At 66.8% G+C, this 15,084-nt stretch carries 17 protein-coding genes; 4 read left to right on the top strand and 13 right to left on the bottom strand.

What is annotated here, in order from left to right; genetic code table 11:
• Positions 1-102: 102 nt before the first annotated feature.
• A complete protein-coding gene (gene ubiG / locus ETC07_RS00850) occupies positions 103-828 on the top strand; it encodes a bifunctional 2-polyprenyl-6-hydroxyphenol methylase/3-demethylubiquinol 3-O-methyltransferase UbiG (protein WP_136246657.1) in 726 nt (241 codons plus the stop codon).
• On the top strand, positions 825-1,517 hold the full coding sequence (locus ETC07_RS00845; RefSeq protein WP_136246656.1) for an HAD-IA family hydrolase: 693 nt from the start codon (positions 825-827) through the stop codon (positions 1,515-1,517). Before ubiG ends, ETC07_RS00845 begins: the two co-directional genes overlap by 4 nt.
• A gap of 103 nt (positions 1,518-1,620) precedes the next feature.
• Here the strand turns inward: ETC07_RS00845 and ETC07_RS00840 are convergent, their stop codons facing one another.
• The 13 genes from ETC07_RS00840 to ETC07_RS00780 form a co-directional block, all read right to left on the bottom strand.
• Positions 1,621-2,385: a YciK family oxidoreductase gene (locus ETC07_RS00840; RefSeq protein WP_136246655.1), complete on the bottom strand. Its 765-nt coding sequence runs from the start codon at positions 2,383-2,385 to the stop codon at positions 1,621-1,623.
• A gap of 15 nt (positions 2,386-2,400) precedes the next feature.
• Positions 2,401-3,204 carry a tol-pal system protein YbgF gene (gene ybgF / locus ETC07_RS00835; RefSeq protein ID WP_136246654.1) on the bottom strand — a complete coding sequence of 268 codons (804 nt, stop codon included), beginning with the start codon at positions 3,202-3,204 and terminating at the stop codon, positions 2,401-2,403.
• Between the two features lie 44 nt (positions 3,205-3,248).
• Complete coding sequence (gene pal / locus ETC07_RS00830) at positions 3,249-3,788, bottom strand: peptidoglycan-associated lipoprotein Pal (protein WP_136246653.1); 540 nt, start codon at positions 3,786-3,788, stop codon at positions 3,249-3,251.
• A gap of 30 nt (positions 3,789-3,818) precedes the next feature.
• Positions 3,819-5,102 carry a Tol-Pal system beta propeller repeat protein TolB gene (gene tolB, locus ETC07_RS00825; RefSeq protein WP_136246652.1) on the bottom strand — a complete coding sequence of 428 codons (1,284 nt, stop codon included), beginning with the start codon at positions 5,100-5,102 and terminating at the stop codon, positions 3,819-3,821.
• Complete coding sequence (tolA, locus tag ETC07_RS00820) at positions 5,102-6,124, bottom strand: cell envelope integrity protein TolA (RefSeq protein ID WP_136246651.1); 1,023 nt, start codon at positions 6,122-6,124, stop codon at positions 5,102-5,104. The genes tolB and tolA overlap by 1 nt, the downstream gene beginning before the upstream one ends.
• A gap of 9 nt (positions 6,125-6,133) precedes the next feature.
• Positions 6,134-6,574, bottom strand: coding sequence for a protein TolR (tolR, locus tag ETC07_RS00815; RefSeq protein WP_136246650.1), 441 nt, complete (start codon positions 6,572-6,574; stop codon positions 6,134-6,136).
• A 13-nt stretch (positions 6,575-6,587) separates the two neighbouring features.
• The gene (tolQ, locus tag ETC07_RS00810) at positions 6,588-7,265 is read right to left on the bottom strand and encodes a protein TolQ (protein ID WP_205742493.1); all 678 of its coding nucleotides are present in this window, start codon (positions 7,263-7,265) and stop codon (positions 6,588-6,590) included.
• Positions 7,266-7,294: 29 nt separating this feature from the next.
• Positions 7,295-8,323: a Holliday junction branch migration DNA helicase RuvB gene (gene ruvB, locus ETC07_RS00805; RefSeq protein ID WP_136246648.1), complete on the bottom strand. Its 1,029-nt coding sequence runs from the start codon at positions 8,321-8,323 to the stop codon at positions 7,295-7,297.
• 51 nt (positions 8,324-8,374) lie between these two features.
• Entirely contained in the window at positions 8,375-8,986 is a 612-nt protein-coding gene (ruvA, locus tag ETC07_RS00800) for a Holliday junction branch migration protein RuvA (RefSeq protein WP_136246647.1), read from the bottom strand.
• 124 nt (positions 8,987-9,110) lie between these two features.
• Positions 9,111-9,656, bottom strand: a complete 546-nt coding sequence (gene ruvC, locus ETC07_RS00795; RefSeq protein WP_136246646.1) for a crossover junction endodeoxyribonuclease RuvC — start codon at positions 9,654-9,656, stop codon at positions 9,111-9,113.
• A 215-nt stretch (positions 9,657-9,871) separates the two neighbouring features.
• Positions 9,872-10,624 carry a YebC/PmpR family DNA-binding transcriptional regulator gene (locus ETC07_RS00790; protein ID WP_136246645.1) on the bottom strand — a complete coding sequence of 251 codons (753 nt, stop codon included), beginning with the start codon at positions 10,622-10,624 and terminating at the stop codon, positions 9,872-9,874.
• A gap of 199 nt (positions 10,625-10,823) precedes the next feature.
• Positions 10,824-12,614, bottom strand: coding sequence for an aspartate--tRNA ligase (gene aspS / locus ETC07_RS00785; protein ID WP_136246644.1), 1,791 nt, complete (start codon positions 12,612-12,614; stop codon positions 10,824-10,826).
• 51 nt (positions 12,615-12,665) lie between these two features.
• Positions 12,666-12,902, bottom strand: coding sequence for an FmdB family zinc ribbon protein (locus ETC07_RS00780; protein ID WP_136246643.1), 237 nt, complete (start codon positions 12,900-12,902; stop codon positions 12,666-12,668).
• Positions 12,903-13,095: 193 nt separating this feature from the next.
• On the opposite strand from ETC07_RS00780, the gene ETC07_RS00775 reads away from it, so the two are divergent.
• A complete protein-coding gene (locus ETC07_RS00775; protein ID WP_136246642.1) occupies positions 13,096-14,013 on the top strand; it encodes a D-2-hydroxyacid dehydrogenase in 918 nt (305 codons plus the stop codon).
• 161 nt (positions 14,014-14,174) lie between these two features.
• Positions 14,175-15,083, top strand: a complete 909-nt coding sequence (locus tag ETC07_RS00770) for a ribokinase (protein WP_136246641.1) — start codon at positions 14,175-14,177, stop codon at positions 15,081-15,083.
• Position 15,084 lies beyond the last annotated feature (1 nt).

Genomic DNA, 15,084 nt, shown 5'->3' with positions numbered 1-15,084 from the left:
GCAGGCATGGGCCAGCGCGTCGGGAACGAGTAGAATGGCATCATACCGAATCAGGCCGGTCTCGCTACAGTGGCAGACTGGCGACACCGACGGAGAGCACAGATGACGGCAAGCCAGTCGCAAGCGGACAACGTCGACGCGGCGGAGATCGCCAAGTTCGAGGCCCTGGCCCATCGCTGGTGGGATACCGGCGGCGAGTTCAAGCCGCTGCACGAGATCAACCCGTTGCGCCTCGACTTCATCGACGCCCGCTCGGGGCTGGCCGGCCGCCGGGTGCTCGACGTCGGCTGTGGCGGCGGTATCCTCGCCGAGGCCATGGCGCATCGCGGCGCCGAGGTGACCGGCATCGACATGGGCGAGGCGCCGCTGGCGGTGGCCCGCCTGCACGCCGAGGAGACCGGCGCGACGGTCGACTATCGACAGGTCAGCGTCGAGGCGATGGCCGAGGCCCATGCCGGCGAGTTCGATGTGGTGACCTGCCTGGAGATGCTCGAGCACGTGCCGGACCCCGCCTCCGTGATTCGTGCCTGCACGCGGCTGGTCAAGCCCGGTGGCCAGGTATTCTTCTCGACCATCAACCGCAATCCCAAGGCCTATGCGCTGGCGATCGTGGGCGCCGAATACCTGCTGCGCATGCTGCCGCGTGGCACCCATGACTACGCCAAGTTCATCCGCCCCTCGGAGCTCGCCACCTGGTGCCGCGAGGCCGAGCTCACGGTCTGCGAACAGAGCGGCCTGACCTATCAGCCGCTGACCCGCCGCTACCGGCTGTCGGCCACCGATGTCTCGGTCAATTACCTGATGTATTGCCGGCGGGAGGCCTCATGAGCCATCCACGGCCGGGCCCCGCCGCGCTGCTCTTCGACCTCGATGGCACCCTGGTGGATACCGCCCCGGATCTGGCGCGGGCTACCAATGCGTTGCGTGGTCATCATGGCCTCGCGCCCCTGCCCTACGCGGCGATCCGCGCCCAGGTCTCTAACGGCGGCAGCGCCCTGGTCACGCTGGCGCTCGGGCTCGAGCGCGACACCGCCGGCCATGACGAGGCGCGAGCCTTCCTGCTGGCCGCCTACGGCGCGGCGGTGGCCGTCGACAGCCGGGTCTTCCCACCGCTGGATCGCCTGCTCGACGAGTGGAGCGAAAGCGGTCGCCCCTGGGGCATCGTCACCAACAAGCCGCGTGCCTACGCGGCGCCGCTGGTCGAGGCCCTGGGCCTGACGCCAGGGGCCTTGCTGTGCGCCGATGACCTGCCGGTCAAGAAACCCGACCCGGCACCGCTGCTCGAGGCGGCACGGCGCCTCGACGTGGCGCCCGGCGACTGCTGGTATCTCGGCGATCATCACCGCGACATGCAGGCCGCCCGAGCGGCCGGCATGCCGGCCGTGGCGGTGGGCTACGGTTATATCGCCGAGGACGACGATTACCGGCTATGGCCGGCAGACTTATGGTTCGCCGACGCCGATACGCTGAGCCTGGCGCTCTCGCAGGACCTCGTCCAGGCAACGAGCTCCCGCTGAGCCAGCATCGGTCTCGCCGAGTCGACAACGACGCGGCCCTGGCGAGCATGAAAAACGGGCCTCCCCGCGTGGGGAGGCCCGTACATCGTACCGTCGGCGCCGATTATTGTCGGGGTGGCTGGGCGTCGAAACGCTCACCGCTGTGGCCGCGGCTGTCGGGGCCCATCAGCCACAGGTAGCTGGGCATGATGTCCTGCGGTGTGCGTAGCGTAGCGGAGTCCTCCGCCGGATACGCCGAGTGGCGCATGGCGGTACGTGTCGCGCCGGGGTTGAGGGTGTTGATACGCAGCGTGCCGAGGTGTTCCACCTCGTCGGCGAGTACCTCCATGAAACCCTCGGTGGCAAACTTCGAGACCGAATAGGCTCCCCAGTAGGCGCGCCCGCGGCGCCCCACCGAGGACGAGGTGAAGATCACCGAGGCGTCCTCCGAGGCCTCGAGCAGCGGCAGCAGTGCCTGGGTCATCCAGATCGGTCCGGTGACGTTGACCTGCATCACCTGCTCCCACAATGCTGGGTCATACTGGGCGAAGGGTGTCAGTTGGCCCAGCAGTCCGGCATTGTGCAACAGGCCATCGAGGCGGCCGAACTCCCGGTGCAGGGCCTCGGCCATGTCATGGTAGTCCTTGAGCGTGGCCCCCTCGAGGTTCAACGGGAAGATCGCCGGCTGCGGAAGCCCCTCGGCCTCGATGGCGTCGTATACCGCCTCGAGCTTGGCGGTGGTGCGACCCAGCAGGATCACCGTGGCGCCGTGGCGAGCGTAGCTCAGCGCCGCGGCACGCCCGATGCCATCTCCTGCACCGGTCACCAGGATCACCCGCCCGGCAAGCAGCCCTGGCGGTGCTACATAGTCGATCTGACAGGTCGTCATGGCACACCTCCGGGGCTAGTTGCCCGACTGACGCTGGAAGTCGGCGGCCAAGCTGGCGGCGCTGCTGTCGGGATATTGCTCTTCGACCCGCTCGAGCAACACCTGACTGGCTTCCGGTTCACCCTGGCGAGCCTTGAGCAGGCCCAGCTTGTAGAGCGCATCGGGCACCTTGTTGCTGTCGGGGAAGTCGTCGAGCACGCGCTGGAAGGCCGCATCGGCGGCCTCGAGCTCGTCATCGGCAGAATGCAGCTCGCCGAGCCAATAGTGGGCATTGGCGGTCAGCTGAGCGTCGGGATGCGCCTTGACGAAGGCCTCGAAGGCCTGGGTCGCGGCACCGAACTCGCGAGCCTGCACCTTGGCGAAGGCCGCCTGATAGTCGCTCCTCGCCCCAGCATCAGCGCCGCCCTGCCCCGACGCGGCGGCGGCCGCCGCCTCGTCGACGGGCGGGGAGCCATCCTCGGCGGCGCTATCGGCGCCTGCCTGGGCCGACGTTCCACCGCCGGCTGCAGCACCGCTCGCCAGACGGTCTTCCAGATCCATGTACTGCTGGCGAGTCTGGCGTTTCAGCTGTTCGAGCTGATAACGCAGCTCCTCCACCTGTCCACGCAGCTGGCGCAACTGCTGCTGATTGCGCTGCATCTCGTTGAACATCTCCAGTTGGCCACCCGCAGGCTCGCGGGTGGCCGTCTGGTCGTAGAAGCCGCCGCTGTTGCCGGCACCGGCGGTGAGTTCCTCCACCACCGGCTGCTGCGCGAGTGCCGGAGTCGCCAGCAGGCTCAAGGCCCCAGCGGCGGTCCAGATTCTGAGACGAGGTCTCATCGCATTCTCCCTTCCCTATCGTGGTGCCGGGCGCGGCGGCGGTCTCAGTAGGCGAAGACCACGCGACGGTTCTGGGCGTAGGCTTCCTCGTTGCCGCCGCGGGCGGCCGGGCGCTCCTCTCCGTAGCTGACCACCTCGACCTGGGACGGCGAGACGCCCTGGATGCTCATGAAGCGCTTCACTGCGTTGGCACGGCGCTCGCCGAGGGCCAGGTTGTACTCACGGGTACCACGTTCATCGGTATGCCCCTGCAGCACCACGCTGGCGTTCGAGTTGTCGCTTAGGAAGCGAGCGTGAGACTCGAGCACCGATTGGAACTCGGGGCGAATGGTCTCGCTGTCGAAGGCGAAGTAGATGGTCCGGACCTCGGGGATCCGCGAGCCGGCCATCTGGCCGGCACCTTCGCCGAGGCCGCTGCCGCTGGTCTGGCCGGTACCGGCGGTGCCGGTGCCCACGCCGCTACCATTGCCGTTAGCGGTGCCGTTCATATTGCCATCCTGGGTGCCACCGGTGCTTGAACAACCGGCCATCACGGCCAATGACGCGGCGATCGCCAGGCTACGGGCATAGGGCTTGATTTGCATCGTTAGACTCCTTTCCTTGGGGGGGTACAGTCAGTTGAGAAACGGGGACCAGGCGGGCTCACGCACGTCGCCCTGTGCCGCGGGTAGACGGAACGAGACACGCCCATCCGCGGACACGGCCCCCAGTACGCCATTTCCGCCCTGCTGGGTGGCGAAGATGACCATGGTGCCATTGGGGGCAACGCTTGGCGACTCGGCCTGACGAGCATCGCCGAGTTCAACCAGTCGACCGCTTTCCAGATCCTGGCGGGCAACGCGATAACCGTTGGCGCCACGATGGATCAGGAAGATGGACTCGCCGTCCGGTGCGAAGCGTGCCCGTGCATTGTAGTTGCCGGTGAAGGTGATGCGTTCCGGCGAGCCACCAAGCGACTGGCGATAGATCTGCGGGCCGCCGCTGCGGTCCGAGGTATAGATCAGGCCGTCGCCGTCCGGTGTCCATGACGGCTCGGTCTCGATACTCGAACTGTTGGTGATGCGCTGGAGATTCTGCGAGGCGATGTCCATCACATAGATTTCTGGCTGGCCGTCGCGAGACAACGCCATGGCCAGGCGGCGGCCGTCGGGCGACCAGGATGGCGCGCTGTTGAGTCCCTCGAAGGAGGTCAGGCGCACCCGACGCCCGCTGTCCACCTGCTGCACGTAGATGCCGGGGCGCCCGGACTCGAAGGACACGTAGGCCAGCTTGCTACCATCCGGCGACCAGGACGGCGACATGATCGGTTGATCGGAGCTCAGCACCTGATGGCTATTGCGCCCGTCGGCGTCGGCGACGAACAGCTGATAGGCGGTATCGTCGCCGAGGCCTTGGGAGGTGACATAGGCGATGCGGGTCGAGAAGGCGCCGCGGATGCCGGTGATCTCCTCAAATATCTTGTCGCTGATACGGTGAGCGGCGCCACGCAGCTGATCCTGCCCGGCGGTGATGACTTCGCCCAGCATGCGTGATTCGCCGCTGACGTTCATCAGTTCGTAGCGGATCTCGACGTTACCCGCCGAACGGCTGACCCGCCCCACGACCAGGTAGCGGGTATCCAGCGACTGCCAGTCCCCGTAGGAGACCTCATCGCCACTGCTCGGTTTGGCGAACATTGCCTGGCGTTCGAGCGGATCGAAGTAACCGCTGCGCTTCAGGTCGTCGGCAACGATCTGCGCCACGTCCTGAGGCAGGTCTTGGCCGTCGGCGAAGGGCACCACGGCGATCGGGGTGGCCTGTTCGTTGCCACGGGTAATGTCGATGGTCAGGTCGGCCTGAGCAAGCGGCGTGCATAGCCACAGCACGGCCGCCAGCCAGGTGGTCATCAAGGCTCTCATCAGCGTATGTCCCCCGGTCGAAATCTGAGAGTGAACTCACGATACTCACGCTGCACCGATGCGGGCAGCTCGCGCAGTTCGGCGAAGGGCGCGGCGGTCTCCACCGCGTCCAGGGCAGAGCGGTCGAAGGCACTGTTGCCACTGCTACGACCGATGCTGGCGGCGAATAGCTCCCCGGAAGGCCCCAGGCGAACCGAAATCTCGGCCGCGGCGCCGTCGGAGACGTTGGGCGGAATCGCCCAGGCCTGTTCCACCGCCTGACGAACCAGGTTGATGAAGCCGTTGGCGGCCTCCTCGGCCTGTTGCGCATTGGCCACAGCCTCGGACTCGCCGGCGATGGCCTGGTCGAGGCTGCTCTGCGAGGCTTCGGCGGCGCGCTGGCGAGCCTCTTCCTCGGCCTGACGCTTGCGTTCGGCCTCCGCCTCGGCTTCACGCTGCTTGCGTGCCTCTTCCTCGGCCTGACGCTTGCGTTCGGCCTCCGCCTCGGCTTCACGCTGCTTGCGGGCCTCTTCCTCGGCCTGGCGCTCACGTTCGGCCTCCGCCTCGGCTTCGCGTTGCTTGCGGGCCTCTTCTTCGGCCTGGCGCTCACGTTCGGCTTCCGCCTCGGCCTCTGCCTGGCGTTGACGCTCGGCTTCCTGCTGCGCGGCTTGCTCGGCACGGCGTTCGGCCTCGGCCTCGGCCTGCTCGGCGGCCTCGCGAGCCTGCTCGCGTTGCGCCGCCTGTTCCTGTTCCTGCCGACGCTGGCGTTCGGCCTCTGCCTCGGCTTCTGCCTGTTCGGCGGCCTGGGTCTCCTTGCGTTGCTGCTCGGCCTTGGCCGCGGCTCGGGCCTGTTGCTGCGCCTGCTGAGCCTGGTCGGTGGCGGTCTCGGCGCGCACCAGGGTCGCCTGGACGATCGCCTGGTTAGGAGGCTCGCTGTCGGCGCTCGGGAAGCGGATCACGCTGATCACCAGAAGCCCGAGGTGAAGGCCGATGGCGAGGGTCAGCGGTAGCCCGTAGCCGACGTGGCGTCGTTGTCTGGCCATGCGTCCTCCTCAGCCGTCCCCGGGCGGGGGCTCGGAGATCAGCCCGACATTGGCCACGCCCGAGGTCTGCAGGGTGCTCATCAGGGTGACGATCTGCCCATAGGGCACGTTGCGGTCCCCGCGTACCAACACCCGAGTCCCCGATTCACGTTCGAGCAGGACCTGTACGCGCTGGCCGAGACCATCCAGATCGACCGCGGTCTCGTCACCGCTGAGGCTGACATAGATCTGCCCCTCGTCGTCCACCGAGACGATGATCGGGTCGCGATTCTCGTTGTCCTCGATGGGTTCGGAACTGACCTGGGGCAGGTCGACCTTGACGCCTTGCGTCAGCATCGGGGCGGTGATCATGAAGATCACCAGCAACACCAGCATCACGTCGATGAAGGGCACGACATTGATCTCGTTCATCGGCTTGCGCCGGCCCATGCGATTGAAGGGTCCGTGCATGGCGTGGCCCTCCTCAGCCGGCGGCGTTGTCGCCGCGCCCCTGCAGGTTGCGGTGCAGGATGGAATGGAACTCCTCGGCGAAGTCCTCGTACTTGCCGAGCAGCCGCGACGATTCAGACGACAGGCGATTATAGAAGATCACCGCCGGAATCGCGGCGAACAGGCCCATGGCGGTGGCGATCAGCGCCTCGGCGATCCAGGGAGCCACCGTGCCGAGCGTGGCCTGCTGGGCCATGGACAGCGACTGGAAGGAGCCCATGATGCCCCACACGGTACCGAACAGCCCGATATACGGGCTCGACGAGGCCACGGTAGCCAGGAACACCAGGTGTAGGTTGAGGCGGTCTTCCTCGCGAGACCAGGCCACGCGCATGCTGCGCTGCACGCCATCGAGGATGGCCTGCGGGCTCTGGGTCTTGGGCATCAGGCGATTGAACTCGCGAAAGCCGGCACGAAAGATGTGCTCGGCGCCGAGGGTTTCCTGCTCGGCCGGCGTCTCGCGATACAGCTCGTTGAGATCGACCCCCGACCAGAAGCGGTCCTCGAAGTCACGGTGTGCCTTGCGGGCACGGCGCATCACGAAACTGCGCTGGAAGATCACCACCCAGGACAGCAGTGAGCCCAGCAACAGCAGTAGCATCACCGCCTGGACCACGCCGCTGGCGTTGATGATCAGGTGGGGAATGGACATGGCATCGTTCACGGGAATCCTCGTCTCGGTCAGTCTGGGGAAGGCGCCGGGGCGCGGTCGTCCGGGGCCAGGCCGAAGTGCTGCCAGGCCTGGCGGGTCACCACCCGGCCGCGGGCGGTGCGCATCATCAGCCCCTGCTGGATCAGGTAGGGCTCGATGACGTCTTCGATGGTGTCGCGTTCCTCGCCGATGGCCGCGGCCAGGGAGTCGACCCCGACCGGCCCGCCATCGAACTTCTCGATCATCGCCAGCAGCAGCCGGCGGTCCATGTGATCCAGACCATGATGATCGACGTGCAGCATGTCGAGCGCCCGATCGGCGACGTCGGCATCGATGTGGCCGCTGCCCCGAACCTCGGCGTAGTCACGCACCCGACGCAGCAAACGGTTGGCGATCCGCGGGGTGCCCCGGGAACGTCGCGCGATCTCACGGGCACCGTCATCATCGGCAGCGACGCCGAGCAGGCGCGCCGAGCGGGCGACGATCTCGCTGAGCTCCTCGACGGAGTAGAACTCCAGGCGTTGGACGATGCCGAAGCGGTCGCGCAGCGGCGAGGTCAAAAGCCCCGCTCGAGTGGTGGCCCCGACCAGGGTGAACGGCGGCAAGTCGAGCTTGATCGAGCGCGCCGCCGGCCCCTCGCCGATCACGATGTCGAGCTGGAAGTCCTCCATGGCGGGATAGAGGATCTCCTCCACCACCGACGAGAGGCGATGAATCTCGTCGATGAACAGCACATCGCCGGGCTGCAGGTTGGTGAGCATGGCGGCCAGATCGCCGGCGCGCTCGAGGACCGGCCCGGACGTCGACTTCAGCCCGACGCCCATCTCGGTGGCGATGATGTTGGCAAGCGTGGTCTTGCCGAGCCCGGGCGGGCCGAAGACCAGCGTATGGTCGAGGCTCTCGTCGCGGCCCCGCGCGGCATGGATGAATATCTCCAGTTGCTCGCGGACCCGAGGCTGGCCGATGTAGTCGCCGAGCCGCTTGGGCCGGATGGCGTGATCCAGGGGACCTTCGCCATCGCGGTCGTCGGCACCGATCAGGCGATCAGTTTCCAGCATGAGGCTTCTCCGACGGCATCGGCATCAACGGGTGTGCAGCACGCATGGCCATCAACCCGCCATGCGCCGCGCGAGCGCCGCCTTGATGATGGCCTCGGTGCTGCCCTCTTCCTCGAGGCCGCTGAGCATGCGCGCCGCCTCGGCGGACTTGTAGCCGAGGCTGACCAGCGCCGCCTCGGCTTCGGCCAGCGGATCCTGACGCGGCTCCGCGACGCGGGGGCTCCCGGCCTCGGCCGTCGGTGCGTCGGTATCGGCCTCCCAGTGCGGGAAGCGGTCGCGCATCTCGACGATCAAGCGTTCGGCGGTCTTCTTGCCGACGCCGGGCAGGCGTGTCAGGGACTTGACGTCGCCATCCATCACGCAGCGGATGAAGGCATCCTCGTCCATCCCCGAGAGGATCGCCAGGGCCAGCTTGGGGCCGACGCCATTGACCTTGATCAAGGCGCGAAACAGGGCTCGCTCCTGCTCCCGGGCGAAGCCGTAGAGAAGGTGGGCGTCGTCACGCACGGTCAGGTGGGTATGCAGTGCCACCTCCTCGCCGAGCCCGGGCAATGCCACCAGGGTGGTCATGGACGCTTCCAGCTCGTAGCCGACCCCGGCCACGTCCACCAGTAGCCAGGGGGGCTGCTTGTCCACCAGCGTGCCTCGCAAGCGTCCGATCATGATATGTCACTGTCCTTGATGATGAATCCGCAGCGCGTGGCGCTCACTATACTGGTCCCTCCGGCGCCATGCCAGCCCGTGGAACGCTGTTCGACAACCGATCATGCGTCGCCATGAGGCGACATCACTCGGGGCGAAAGTCTCGCCATGAGGAGGCCTTGCCGCGCCCTCGCCCGCCGCCACCGTAGCTGCCCTGGCGGATCAGCCCGAGCCGGGCATAGGCATGGGTCAGGGCGATGGCCAGGGCATCGGCGGCATCGGCCTGGGGCGTGCCGGAGAGCCCCAGGATGGCGGTCACCATGTGCTGTACCTGGGCCTTGTCGGCCCCGCCCCCACCGGTCACCGCCTGCTTGATCTGGCGCGGCCCATACTCACTGACCGGAAGGCCGTGATTGGCGGCGCAGACGATGGCGGTGCCGCGCGCCTGCCCCAGCTTGAGCGCCGAGTCGGCATTCTTCGACATGAAGACCTGCTCGATGGCGAATTCGCCAGGGCCATGCACGCCGATCACCTCGCCGACCCCGGCATAGACCTGGGCCAGGCGCTGGGCGAGGTCGTCGCCCCGAGTGCGAATGCAGCCGCTGGCCACGTACTGTGGCTTGGGCGTCGTGACATCCAGCACCCCGTAGCCGGTGATCCGCGAGCCGGGATCGATGCCCAGAATCAGCATGTTGGGCCTGCTGCACCAGCGGTGTGTGGGATGAGCACCGGCAACGAGGCGAAGCGAGGTTCTTTTGACCATGGCTGGGAAAAGAAGCCCCCAGGGATGGGGTTACCGCGTCCTCGCGGTGACTCGTGACCGGAACAGCTCATCCTTTTCCTCGATTTTTGATCGTCGTGCAGCGCGTAGAAGTCGCCATACTCAGCCCGCATTACTGCGCGGCCTCAATCATGCAAGTCTTCCAGGATGGCATCGGCAAAGTCGGCATTGGTGTAAACATTCTGCACATCGTCCAGGTCCTCGAGCCAATCGACCAGCTTGACGATACGCCGGCCCAGCTCGACGTCGTCGATGGGCGTATAGGTCTGCGGAAACAGCCCGACGTCGCTGGCCTCGGGCACGATATCCGCCTCCACCAGGGCATCCTTGACCGCGCCGAAGCGCCCAGGGGTGGTCACTACCTCGAGTCGACCGTCCTCGAGGGTCTCGATGTCCTCGGGCTCGGCCGCCAGGGTGGCCTCTATGACGGCGTCTTCCGCGACGCCGTCGGCCAGCGTCAGCCGCCCCTGCTTGTGGAACATGAAGGCCACCGATCCCGAGGTGCCGAGGTTGCCGCCATGCTTGCCGAAGGCGTGTCGCACCTCGGAGACAGTTCGGTTGCGATTGTCGGTCATCGCCTCGACCATCATCGCCACGCCTTCGGGGCCATAACCCTCGTAGACGACCTCCTCCATGGCGTCGCCGTCGGTGTTGCCGGCCCCACGGTCCACCGCGCGCTGCACCGTATCCTTGGGCATGTTGTGGCTAAGCGCCTTGTCCATCGCGGCGCGCAGGCGCGGATTGTCCTCGGGGTCGCCGCCGCCCTGGCGAGCGGCCACGCTCAGCTCGCGAATCAGCTTGTTGAAGATCTTGCCACGCCTGGCGTCCTGAGCCGCCTTGCGGTGCTTGATGTTGGACCACTTGCTATGGCCGGCCATATTCCCTCCTTCGTGTCTCTTCGGTGAGTCAGGAAGCCGTTCCTCGCTCGCCATAAGGAGCTTTCCCGAGGGCAAGCCGTGGCGAGGACGCTGTGAACCCGTCCCTGGGCGCTCACCTACCACGGAGCAGCCGCCCCACTCGCCCAGAAACGCCACCGGCGCCACTGGGGCGCCGGTGCGATCACGGGAAGCGCGCCGATTACTCGGCGGGGTTCTCGCTGGTTTCCGCCTGGGCCTTCTGGCGCAGGCGAATGTTGAGTTCCTTGAGCTGTTCGCCGTTGACCTCGCCCGGGGCGTCGGTCATCAGGCAGGCCGCGCTCTGGGTCTTCGGGAAGGCGATCACCTCGCGGATGGTGCGCGCACCGCTCATCAGCATCACCAGGCGGTCGAGGCCGAAGGCCAGGCCACCGTGGGGCGGCGCGCCGTACTGCAGGGCGTCGAGCAGGAAGCCGAACTTCTCGCGGGCCTCTTCCTCGCCGATGCCGAGCAGCTCGAGCACGCTCTGCTGCATGGCCTGATCGTGGATACGAATCGAGCCGCCGCCCAACTCGGTGCCGTTGAGCACCATGTCATAGGCGCGGGACAGCGCCTCGGCCGGATTGGCCTTGAGCGTCTCCACGTCGCAGGACGGCGCGGTGAACGGATGGTGCAGGGCCTGCAGGCGGGCGTTGCCGTCGACCTCGAACATCGGGAAGTCGACCACCCACAGCGGGGCCCACTCGGCGGTGTAGAGCTCGAGGTCTTCACCCAGCTTGACCCGCAGCGCACCCAGCGCCTCGTTGACGATGGTGGTCTTGTCGGCGCCGAAGAAGATGATGTCGCCATCCTCGGCGCCGACACGATCGAGCAGCGACTCGACCACGCCTTCCATGAACTTGACGATCGGCGACTGCAGCCCCTCGAGGCCACGGGCGCGCTCATTGACCTTGATCCAGGCCAGGCCACGGGCGCCGTAGATGCCGACGAACTTGGTGTACTCGTCGATTTCCTTGCGGGTCAGCGTCGCGCCGCCCTTGACCTTGAGCGCGGCCACGCGGCCGTCGTCGGCGTTGGCCGGGCCGGAGAACACCTTGAAGTCGACGTCCTTCATCAGGTCGTCGACGTCGGTGAGCTCGAGCGGGATGCGCAGGTCCGGCTTGTCGGAGCCGAAACGCTGCATGGCCTCGGCATACGGCATGCGGGCGAACTCGGGCAGCTCAACGTCCAGCACCTCCTGGAAGAGGTTGCGCACCATGCGTTCGGTGATCGACATGATGTCCTCTTCCTCGACGAAGGAGGCCTCGATATCGATCTGGGTGAACTCAGGCTGACGATCGGCGCGCAGGTCTTCGTCGCGGAAGCACTTGGCGATCTGATAATAGCGATCGAAGCCCGACACCATCAGCAGCTGCTTGAACAGCTGCGGTGACTGCGGCAGCGCGAAGAAGCTGCCCGCATGGGTACGGCTCGGCACCAGGTAGTCGCGGGCACCTTCCGGGGTGGCACGGGTCAGGATCGGCGTCTCGATGTCGAGGAAGCCCTGGCCTTCGAGGTAGGCGCGCACGCTGTGAGAGATCCGCGAGCGCAGGCGCAGCTTCTCGATCATCTCCGGACGACGCAGGTCGATGTAACGATGCTTGAGGCGCACTTCCTCGCCGACCTTGCCATGCTCGTCGAGCTGGAACGGCGGCGTGGCGGCGGTGTTGAGCACCTCTACATCCTTGGCCAGCACCTCGATCAGCCCGGTGGGCATGTTCGGATTCTGCGTGCCCTCGGGACGCAGGCGCACGCGGCCGCTGATGCGCAGCACATATTCGTTGCGAGCACGGTCGGCATTGGCGAACGCCTCGGCGGTGTCGGGATCGACCACGATCTGGGCGATGCCGTCCCGGTCGCGCATGTCGAGGAAGATGACCCCACCATGGTCACGGCGGCGATGGACCCAGCCGCACACGGTGACCGTCTGATCCACCATGGTCTCGTTCAGCTGGCCGCAATAATGGCTGCGCATGTCGTATCCTGTTCTGTTGCATGAAAGGGTGTGAAGAGGCGACGACCGCGGTCAGGCCGCCGACCCGGACGTCTCGTCGCCGCCACCGGCCAGATTCTTCTTGCTGCCGGACTTGAAGTCGGTCTCGTACCAGCCCCCGCCGGCCAGGCGAAAACCCGCCGCGGAGACCAGGCGGTCGAGCTCGGCCTGTTCACAGGCCGGGCAGTCGGTGAGCGGCGCGGCGCTGATCTTCTGCAGCTTTTCCAGGCGATGGCCGCAGGCCTTGCACTGATATTCGTAGATGGGCATGGTTCGATGTCTCCCGGTAACGACGCCCCCAGAGGGCGATGCGGGCCAACCAATGCCCGCAAAACGTGCTGCGATATGAGGTCGGGCGGCGACAATTCCAACCAAGCCTGCCCTGAAGGCCCGCTATTATAGCCTGTCGCCAGGCCCTAGGCCCAGCCCTGGCGAGACTCTACCAACGACAAGGAAGACCGCCATGCATGCCGTGATTCTCGATGCCGCCAGCCTCGGCGATGATATCGACCTGACACCGATCCGCGAGCGGGTCTCGCGCCTCGACGTGCACGATTTCACCGCGCGCGACGAGGCCGCGAGCCGGCTCGCCGGTGCCGAGGTCGCCATCGTCAACAAGGTGGTGATCGACGCCGATACCCTGGCCGCCCTGCCCGACCTCAAACGGATCTGCGTGCTGGCCACCGGCACCAACAACATCGCCATGGACGAAGCCGAGCGTCGCGGCATCCGGGTGAGTAATGTCGCCGCCTATGGCACGGCGAGCGTGGCACAGCATACCCTGATGCAGCTGCTCGGCCTGGCGGCGCAGCTGCCCTGTTACCAGCGCGACGTCGCCGAAGGCCGTTGGGGAGAAAGCCCGTTTTTCTGTTTGATGGATCACACCACGCTACAGCTCGAAGGCAAACGGTTGGTGATCGTCGGCCAGGGCGAGCTCGGCACTCGGGTCGCTCAACTCGCCGACGCCTTCGGCATGGAGGCCGTCTTCTCGGCACGCCCCGGCGCCCTGCATGACGAGCGGCCAAGTCTTGCCGAGCTCGCCCCCAGCGCCGACGCCATCAGCCTGCATTGCCCGCTCACCGAGGCCAGCCATCACCTGGTGGATGCCGCGTTGCTGGCTCGGCTCAAGTCGTCGGCGTTGTTGGTCAACTGCGCCCGGGGCGGGATGATCGATGAGCTCGCCGCCCTGGAGGCCCTGCGTGCGGGCCGGCTCGGCGGCCTGGCGGTGGATGTGTTGCCCGAGGAGCCCCCGCGCCAGGGGCATCCGCTGATCGATGCCCTGGGTGAACCACTCAACCTGATCGTCACCCCGCATAGCGCCTGGATCAGCCTTGAGGCACGTCAGCGGATCGTCGACCTCACGGCGACAAACCTGATTTGATTTGATCGGCGAAAGCCTCAAGGGAATTGGAAGCTTTTGAAGTGAGATAACGGTATAAATCCCTATCACCCCTCGGGGCCTAGGCGGGAGGCCCCGACCATGGCGCTTCGGGCCTCCCACCGTTATCATTTTCGTCTACGCCCATCTTTCGGACGCACGGCATGCTGCACAACTACGGGTCGATCAACCTCGACCACATCTATCGCGTTCCTCACCTGGTCACGCCCGGCGAGACGCTCATGAGCCACGACTATCGTGTAGGGCTCGGTGGCAAGGGCGCCAATCAGTCGCTGGCCATGGCTCGAGCAGGCGGCCGTGTTCGGCACTGGGGCCGCCTCGGCCGCCACGACGCCTGGGCCCGTGACCTGCTCGAGGCATCGGGCATCGATATCGAACGCGTCCAGCTGGTAGACGACCCCAGTGGGCACGCCATCATCCAGGTGGATGATCGAGGCGAGAACGCCATCCTGCTGTTCCCCGGTGCCAATCATGGCGTCAGCGAAGAGGGGCTCGATGCCCACCTGGCCGCAGCCGCCCCCGGCGACTGGCTGTTGGCCCAGAACGAATGCAACGCCCTGCCCTATCTGCTGGGCGCCGCGTCGGAGCGCGGGCTGAACATCGCCTTCAACCCGGCACCGATGACCGCCGACGTCGCCGACCTGCCCCTCGAGGCCTGCCGCCTGCTGTTCGTCAATCGCGGCGAGGCCGAGATGCTCACCGGGCTGCCCGCCGGTAGCCCGGCCAACGCCCTACTGGATGCCCTGTACAAACGCCTCCCCAGCACCGAGACGGTATTGACCCTGGGCGGCGATGGTGCCTGGTACCAACACGGCGAGACGCGTCATTTCCAGTCACCGCTGCCGGCCGCCGCCGTGGATACGACCGCGGCCGGCGACACCTTCATCGGCTACTACCTGGCCGCGGTGCAGGCCGGCGTCGCCCCCGAAACCTGCCTGGCACGGGCCGCGGCGGCCGCGGCCCTGAGCGTGCAACGCCACGGCGCCGCCGAGAGCATTCCCCGGGCCGCCGAGGTGGAGCAGTGGCTGCACCAGGCACCGAGCACCCCCTGAA

Origin of the sequence: Halomonas borealis (assembly GCF_004798905.1) — a bacterium.
GTDB classification, from domain to species: domain Bacteria; phylum Pseudomonadota; class Gammaproteobacteria; order Pseudomonadales; family Halomonadaceae; genus Halomonas; species Halomonas borealis.
Note: the sequence above shows the minus strand (reverse complement) of the source record. Positions and strands in the feature narration are given on the sequence as shown.

Coding starts and splice junctions, on each gene's coding strand:
- tolR (WP_136246650.1), bottom strand. CDS start 6,574: ATGCACGGACCCTTCAATCGCATGGGCCGGCGCAAGCCGATGAACGAG.
- tolB (WP_136246652.1), bottom strand. CDS start 5,102: ATGAGAGCCTTGATGACCACCTGGCTGGCGGCCGTGCTGTGGCTATGC.
- pal (WP_136246653.1), bottom strand. CDS start 3,788: ATGCAAATCAAGCCCTATGCCCGTAGCCTGGCGATCGCCGCGTCATTG.
- ruvA (WP_136246647.1), bottom strand. CDS start 8,986: ATGATCGGACGCTTGCGAGGCACGCTGGTGGACAAGCAGCCCCCCTGG.
- ybgF (WP_136246654.1), bottom strand. CDS start 3,204: ATGAGACCTCGTCTCAGAATCTGGACCGCCGCTGGGGCCTTGAGCCTG.
- ETC07_RS00775 (WP_136246642.1), top strand. CDS start 13,096: ATGCATGCCGTGATTCTCGATGCCGCCAGCCTCGGCGATGATATCGAC.
- ruvB (WP_136246648.1), bottom strand. CDS start 8,323: ATGCTGGAAACTGATCGCCTGATCGGTGCCGACGACCGCGATGGCGAA.
- ETC07_RS00780 (WP_136246643.1), bottom strand. CDS start 12,902: ATGCCCATCTACGAATATCAGTGCAAGGCCTGCGGCCATCGCCTGGAA.
- ETC07_RS00790 (WP_136246645.1), bottom strand. CDS start 10,624: ATGGCCGGCCATAGCAAGTGGTCCAACATCAAGCACCGCAAGGCGGCT.
- ubiG (WP_136246657.1), top strand. CDS start 103: ATGACGGCAAGCCAGTCGCAAGCGGACAACGTCGACGCGGCGGAGATC.
- ETC07_RS00840 (WP_136246655.1), bottom strand. CDS start 2,385: ATGACGACCTGTCAGATCGACTATGTAGCACCGCCAGGGCTGCTTGCC.
- aspS (WP_136246644.1), bottom strand. CDS start 12,614: ATGCGCAGCCATTATTGCGGCCAGCTGAACGAGACCATGGTGGATCAG.
- tolA (WP_136246651.1), bottom strand. CDS start 6,124: ATGGCCAGACAACGACGCCACGTCGGCTACGGGCTACCGCTGACCCTC.
- tolQ (WP_205742493.1), bottom strand. CDS start 7,265: ATGTCCATTCCCCACCTGATCATCAACGCCAGCGGCGTGGTCCAGGCG.
- ETC07_RS00845 (WP_136246656.1), top strand. CDS start 825: ATGAGCCATCCACGGCCGGGCCCCGCCGCGCTGCTCTTCGACCTCGAT.
- ETC07_RS00770 (WP_136246641.1), top strand. CDS start 14,175: ATGCTGCACAACTACGGGTCGATCAACCTCGACCACATCTATCGCGTT.
- ruvC (WP_136246646.1), bottom strand. CDS start 9,656: ATGCTGATTCTGGGCATCGATCCCGGCTCGCGGATCACCGGCTACGGG.